General features: G+C 74.5%; 2 protein-coding genes. Both read left to right on the plus strand.

The window, feature by feature from the left end; genetic code table 11:
• The first annotated feature begins 372 nt into the window (after nucleotides 1-372).
• Complete coding sequence (locus ABZ459_RS44445; RefSeq protein ID WP_357984606.1) at nucleotides 373-5,052, plus strand: amino acid adenylation domain-containing protein; 4,680 nt, start codon at nucleotides 373-375, stop codon at nucleotides 5,050-5,052.
• Nucleotides 5,049-7,348 (plus strand): condensation domain-containing protein (locus tag ABZ459_RS44450; RefSeq protein WP_357984609.1); only part of this gene is annotated, 2,300 nt, incomplete at its 3' end. The genes ABZ459_RS44445 and ABZ459_RS44450, both read left to right, overlap by 4 nt.

Consider the following 7,348-nt stretch of genomic DNA (forward strand, 5'->3'; position numbering starts at 1 on the left):
GCCGTCCTCATGACCTTGCTGAGGAGGGTCGGCGCACGATGCCCTCATCGACGCCACACCCGCCACAAACCCCCCGCGCGCGTACCGACGCAGGACGAAGACCGTCGGCGGCCCCGGAGCGCAGCCCCACACCCATGGAACGGGGGTTCTTCCGCCAGCCGGGATCACGAATTCGCCCACCGAAGATCAGCCACTACTGACAGTCACAGAAACCCTCGGAGTTTGACCGGAAAACCTTACGCGACGTCATTCACGCTGACGGCCAACTCCGCCCCCAGAAAGCCCTCGACAAAGCGATCATGCGGATTATGCTTCATCGCGCAATTTGTACATATTTGCCGCCAATCGCGGTGGGTTTTACGGGGAGACACCATGACCGACGACGTGAAAGGCCCGGGGGCCGGCACACGCGTTCACGAGGCCATATCCATCCAGACCAGGAAAAGCCCTGACAGCATCGCCGTCATAGCCGGCACCACCCGCCTCACCTACGCCGAGCTGGACCGCCGGGCCAACGGCGTCGCCCACACGCTGCTGAACCGCGGCGTCGGACGCGGCCACCACGTCGGCGTCTGCCTGGAACAGGGCGAATGGCTGCTGCCGGCGCTCCTGGGCGTGTGGAAGGCGGGCGCGGCCTACGTCCCGCTCGACCCCGCCTACCCTGCGGAGCGTTTACGGTTCATGGCCGCGAACGCCGAGGTCGCCGCCGTGCTCTCCACGACGGCACTCGCCGCGACGGCCACCCTCACCGGCGCGGAGGTCGTCCACATCGACGAGGTCGCGCCGCGCGAGGACGCGCCCGGCGTCGCGGGAGACGCCGCCGACGCCGCGTACGTGATCTACACCTCCGGCTCCACCGGGACCCCCAAGGGCGTGGTCGTGGAGCACCGCAACACCATGAACTTCCTGGCCTGGGGCGCGTCGGCGTACACCGCCGAGGAGCTGGGCGGCGTGCTGGCCAGCGCGTCGATCTGCTTCGACGCCTCGATCATGCTGCTGTTCGTCCCGCTCGTCGCCGGCGGCACGGTCATCATGGCGGAGAACCTGCTGGCGCTGCCGTCCCTGCCCGCCCGCGACGAGGTGACGACGATCTTCGGCGTCCCCTCCGCGCTGTCGGTGCTGCTGCGCGACCCACTGCCGGCCGGGGTGCGGACGGTGGTGTCGGGCGGCGAGCCGCTGACCGCCGCGCTGATCCGCCAGATCTACGCCAACCCGAACGTACGGCGCGTCCTCAACATGTACGGCCCGACGGAGTGCAGCACCGCCTGCACCTCCTTCGAGGCGGGACGCGACTTCGACGGCGAGCCGCCCCTCGGCGAGCCGCTGGCCGGCGCCGTGCTGTCGGTGCGCGACGCGCAGGGCCTGCCCGTCCAGGACGGCGAGCTGGGCGAGTTGTGGATCGGCGGCCCCGTGGTGGCCCGCGGATACCTGGGGCTGGACTCCCCCGCGTTCGGCTCCGGCCCGGACGGCGGCCGCGTCTACCGCAGCGGCGACCTGGTCCGCCGGGTGGACGGCGAGCTGCGCTACGCGGGCCGGGCCGACGACCAGGTCAAGATCCGCGGCATCCGGGTCGAGCTCGGCGAGGTGGAGGCCGTGCTGGGCGGCCACCCCGCGGTGCGGCGGGCCGTGGTGCTGGCGCAGACCGGCGACGACGGGGCCGCCCACCTGGTCGGCCACGTCGCCGCGACCGGGGTGAGCGAGCCCGAGCTGCGCGAGTGGCTGCGCGACCGGCTGCCCGGCCACCTGGTCCCGGCCCGGATCGGGATCAGCGAGAGCCTGCCGCTGGCCCCCACCGGCAAGGTCGACCGCGCGGCCCTGCCCATGCTCGGCTTCACGCGGCTGGTCGCCGCGCCGCCGGTCGCGCCGAGGACCGACGACGAGCGCCTGGTGGCCGACGTCATCGCCGGCGTGCTCGGCCTCGACGAAGTCGGCGTGCTGGACCGCTTCGCCGACCTGGGCGGCCACTCCCTGGCCGCGGTCAAGGTGGTGAACGAGCTGTCGCGCCGGCTGGGGCACACCGTGCCGCCGGCGGCGTTCCTGAGCGAGCCCACGGCGGCCGGGCTGGCGTCCCGGCTGCGCGCGACCGTCCAGGAGCCGGTGCGGCGGGACGGCGGCCGGAGCACGTACCCGCTGACCGGCATGCAGCGCGAGTTCTGGACCCTGCGGCAGCTCCATCCGGGCCGGCCGGTCACCACCGTGTCGGTCCGGCTGCGGGTGAGCGGCCTGCGGGACGCGGCGGCGCTGCGGGCGGCGCTCGACGCCGTCGTGGCCCGGCACGAGGTGCTGCGCAGCACCGTCGCCGTGGGCGAGGACGGCGTGCCGTACGCCGTGGCGCATCCGCCGGTCCCGGTGCCGCTCGTCGAGCACGGCCCCGGGGCAGACCCGGAGCGGGTGGCCAGGCGCGCGGGCGCGTACGTGTTCGACGTGGCGGACGAGGTGCCGCTGGTCCGGGCCGAGCTGTGCTGGACCGGCGAGGCGGCGGCCGAGCTCGTGGTCGTGACCGATCACCTCGCCTTCGACGGCGGCTCGGTCGGCATCCTGATGGACGAGCTGGCCGCCGGGCTGGCCGGGCGCCCGGTCACCGGGCCCGCCGTCCAGGTCGGCGACGTGGCCGTGCGCGAGCAGGAGGGGCATCCGGAGCTGCCGCGGCTGCGCGAGTTCTGGCGGCGGGAGCTGTCGGGCGCGCCGGTGACGCCTCCGGCGCCCGCCGACCTGACGGCGGCGCGGGTGACCAGGCCGCTGCCGGCGGAGTTCATGGCCGGCGTGTCCGCCCTGGCCAGGCAGTGCGGCGCCACCCCGTTCGCGGTCTACCTGGCCGGGCTCGCCCTGGCCGGCGCCGAACCGGACATGCTGATCGGCGCGGTCGCGGCGCGGCGCGCCGGCGCCGAGCTCGCCGGGGTCGTCGGCCCGCTGGTCGACACTGTGCCGGTACGGCTGCGGACCAGCGACGTCTCGACCTTCCGCGACCTGGTGCGCCAGGCCGCGGACGCCACCACACGGGCGCTGATCCACCAGGAGATCCCGCCCGCCGAGCTGCCCCGCACCGCTGTGCTGCTGGCCATGCAGCACAGCGAGGTCCCCGTACGCGTGGAAGGTCTGGAACTGCTCACCGAACTCGGTTCGGGAGCCGCCGGCCACGAGCTCAGCGTGCTGGTCAACCGCACCGCGTCCGGCGGCGAGCTGCACCTGGAGTACGCCACCGCGCTGCTCGGCCGGGACCGCGCCGAGACGTACGTGGACCGCCTGATCGCCCTGCTCCGGCACGCCATGACGGACCCCGGCCGCGAACTGGAGCTCGTCACCCCGGACGAGCGGGCCGCGCTGCTGGCGCTGGCCGCCGGGCCGGACCTGCCGCGACCGCTGCCGACCGTGCCGCGGTCGATCGCGGCCCACACCACCGGAACGGCCGTGGTCGGCCCCGACGGCACGTCACTGAGCTTCGCCGACCTCAACGACTGGGCCGACCGGGCGGCGGCGACGCTGCTGGAGCACGGCGTGGCGCCCGGGGACGTCGTCGGCGTCTGCCTGCCGCGCGACCACCTGATGCCCGCCGTCCTGTTGGCGGTGTGGCGGGCGGGCGCGGCCTACCTGCCGATGGATCCCGAGCACCCTGCCGAGCGGCTGCGGCTGCTGGCCGAGGACGCCGGGGCCCGCGTCGTGCTGGCCAGGGGCGGCCTGCCGGGGCTCGCCGTCCTGGACCTCGACCGGCTGGCGCTCGACGGCCGCGCCGAGCTGCCCGAGGTCCGGCCCGGCGACCTGGCGTACGTGATGTACACCTCCGGCTCGACCGGCACGCCCAAGGGCGTCGAGGTCACCCACGCGAACCTGGCCGCCCTGGTGGCGGGCACGGCGGCCGCACTGCGCCTGGGCCCGGACGACGTGCAGCCGGCCGTGGCGCCGCTGACGTTCGACGCCGCGGCCTCCGAGCTGTGGACGGTCCTGACCTGCGGCGGGACCAGCGTGGTGGTGGACCGGGCCACCGCCAGGGACGGTCACGCGCTGGCCGAGGCGGCCGCCAAGGCCACGGTGCTCGACCTGGTGCCCACGGCGTACCGGATGCTGATCGAGGCCGGCTGGACCGGCGACGCCGAGCTGCGCGCGGTCACCGGCGGCGAGGCGCTGGACCCGGGCCTGGCCGCGGAGATCCTGGCGCGGGCCGGCGAGCTGTGGAACGCCTACGGCCCCACCGAGGCCACCGTCACCTCGACCATGCACCGCGTGTCCGCCGCCGAGCCGGGCCCGGTGCCGATCGGCTCGCCGATGCCCGGCGAGCGGGCCTACGTCGTCGACCCGCGGCTGCGGCTGCTGCCGCCGGGCGCGGTGGGCGAGCTGCTGCTGGGCGGCGCGGGCGTGGCCCGGGGATACCGGAACCGTCCGGGCCTGTCCGGATTCGTGGAGGATCCTTTCGTCCCCGGCGGCAGGTGTTACCGGACCGGGGACCTCGCGCGCTGGCGGCCCGACGGGACGCTGGAGTTCCACGGCCGCCGCGACCACCAGGTGAAGGTCCGCGGCTACCGCATCGAGCTGGGCGAGGTCGAGGCCGTGCTGCACGAGGTGGCCCAGGGCGCGGTGACCGTGTCCGGCACCGGCGCCCAGGCCCACCTGGTCGGCTACGTCACGCCCGAGACGGCCGATCCGGCGGCGGTGGAGCGACATCTGCGCTCACGGCTGCCCGACCACATGGTGCCGCGGCGGTGGGTGGCGCTGGCCGCCCTGCCCGTCCTGACCAGCGGCAAGGTGGACCGGGACGCCCTGCCCGAGCCCGGCGACGGCCCGCGGGCCGAACGGGTCGCGCCCGGCACCGACGCCGAGATCATGGTCGCCTCGATCTGGTCGGCGGTGCTCGGCCGTCCGGCCGTCTGGGCCGACGACGACTTCTTCGCCCTGGGCGGCAGCTCCTTCGCCGCCACCCGCGTGGCCGGACGGCTCCGCGAGGTCCTGCAGCTCGCCGTGCCGGTGCGGCTGCTCTTCGACCGTCCGGTGCTCGGCGACTTCGCCGCCGGCGTGGAAGAGCTGCTGCTCGCCGACCTGACGGACGGGGTGGAGGCATGACCGAGGTGCAGCGGGACCGGGTCGCCGACCTGCTCCGTTCCCGGCTCGCGGCGGCGCGGGCCGCGGCCGAGACCCTTGCGGAAGCCGCTCCGGCGGGCATTCCGGCTCTGTCGGCCGCGGACATGCCGCTGTCGCCGCTCCAGGAGCGGCTGTGGTTCCTGGCCCAGCTGGAGCCGGACTCCCCCGCCTACAACGTGCCGCAGGCGCTGCGGCTGCGCGGGCCGGTGGACCTCGACGCCCTCACCGGCGCGCTGTCCGACGTGGGCGAGCGGCACTGGGTGCTGCGCGGCGTCATCGAGGGCCGGCGGGTGCGGCCGGCCGCCGGCGTGCCCGTCAGCGTGGTGGAGGTGACCCCCGAGTCGCTGGAGCGGGAGCTGCGGGCCGAGGCCTGGCGGCCCTTCCGGCTGGACGCCGAGCCGCCCATGCGGGCCACGGTGTTCCGGCTCGGCGCCGACGACCACGTGCTCGTGCTGGTCCTGCACCACATCGTGACCGACGCCTGGTCGGAGCAGGTGCTGCTGCGCGACCTGTCGGCACTGTACGCGGCCCGGCTCGGCGCCGGCCCCCGGCCGGAGCCCCCGGCCCTGCAGTACGCCGACGTCGCCGCCTGGGAGACCGGCCAGAACGCGCACGACACGGCCGGCGAGACCGATCTGGACTGGTGGACGCGGGAGCTGGCCGGGCTGGCCCCGGTGCTCGACCTGCCCACCGACCGGCCCCGTCCCGCCGTGCCGGCCTGGAGTGGGCGCACGGTCGGCTTCGAGGTGCACGGGGAGCTGGCGGCCAGGGTGCGGGCCACCGCCGGGACGACGCCGTTCATGGTCTTCCTGGCCGGATGGCAGGCGCTGCTGGGCCGGTTGGCCGGCAGCGACGACATCGCGGTGGGCGTCCCGCACGCCGGGCGTAACCATCCCGACACCGAGGGCGTGGTGGGCTGCTTCCTCAACACCCTGGTGCTGCGTACCGACGTCGGCGGCGACCCCACCGGACGCGAGCTGCTGGCCCGGGCCCGCACGACCGCGCTGGACGCCTTCGCCCACAGCCGCACGCCGTTCGAGCGGATCGTGGAGCGGTTGCAGCCCGAGCGGAACCTGTCGGTCACCCCGCTGTTCCAGGTGATGCTGAACGTCTACGACAGCCTCACGCCGATGAGCCTGCCCGGGGTCGAGGTCGTGGCCGAGCGGCTGACGTCGCCGACGGCCAAGTTCGACCTCAACCTGACGCTGGAGGATCGCGGGGACGGGTTCGACGGCGTGCTCGAATTCCGCACCGACCTGTTCGACGAGGCGACCGTCCGCAGGCTGGTGGACTGGTACCTCGCCCTGCTCGGCGGGATGTTGTCCGATCTGGACGCGCCGGTCGGGGCGGTGCCGCTGGAGCCGGTGACCGGGCCCGCCCTGACCGGCCCCGCGCCCATGGACGCGCCCGGCGAGGCCGTGCACCACCTGATCGAACGGTGGGTGGACACCACCCCCGACGCACCCGCCGTGGTCGGCGCGGATCTCAGCCTGTCCTATGCCGAGCTGGAGTCCTGCGCCAACCGCATCGCGCACTGGCTGATCGAGGCCGGGGTGCGCGCGGACGAGCCGGTCGGGGTGCTGCTGGAGTCCGGCGCCGCACTGGCATGCGCGCTGTTCGGCATCCAGAAGTCCGGCGGCGGATATCTGCCGATGGATCCCACCTATCCGGCGGCACGGATCGCGACCATGCTCGACGCCGCCGGAGTCCGGGCCGTGGTCACGGTGTCGGAGTTCACCGACCGCCTCGGCCCGGACGTGCGGGTCCTAGAACTGGACCGACTGCCTGACCTGGGCGCCGATCGGCCCTGTGTGGAGGTCCGGCCCGAGCACCTGCACCACGTCATCTTCACCTCCGGCTCCACCGGCACCCCCAAGGCCGTCGCCGCCGAGCACCGCAACGTCCTGAGCTACCTCACCGGGATGCTCCCCCGCATCGACGCCCCCGGCGGCTCGTTCGCCGTGGTGTCCACCCCCGCGGCCGACTTCGGCCTCACCTGCGTGTTCGGCGCGCTCACCACCGGCGGAACCGTCCACCTCCTGCCACGCGAGATCGCGATGGACCCCACCGCCTTCGCCGACTACCTGACCCACCACCACGTCGACGTCGTCAAATGCGTCCCCAGCCACCTCGAACTCCTGGCCTCCGGCGGCGACCTGACCGCCGTCCTCCCAGGCAAACTCCTGATCCTCGCCGGTGAAGCCTGCCCCTGGGACCTCGTCGAACGAGCCCAGAACGCCAAACCCGGCCTGCGCATCCAGAGCCACTACGGCCACAC

Source organism: Nonomuraea sp. NPDC005692, assembly GCF_040631115.1.
GTDB lineage: Bacteria > Actinomycetota > Actinomycetes > Streptosporangiales > Streptosporangiaceae > Nonomuraea.

Bases quoted from the DNA above. Each gene is read 5' to 3' on its own strand.
- ABZ459_RS44445 (WP_357984606.1), top strand. From the start codon at position 373: ATGACCGACGACGTGAAAGGCCCGGGGGCCGGCACACGCGTTCACGAG.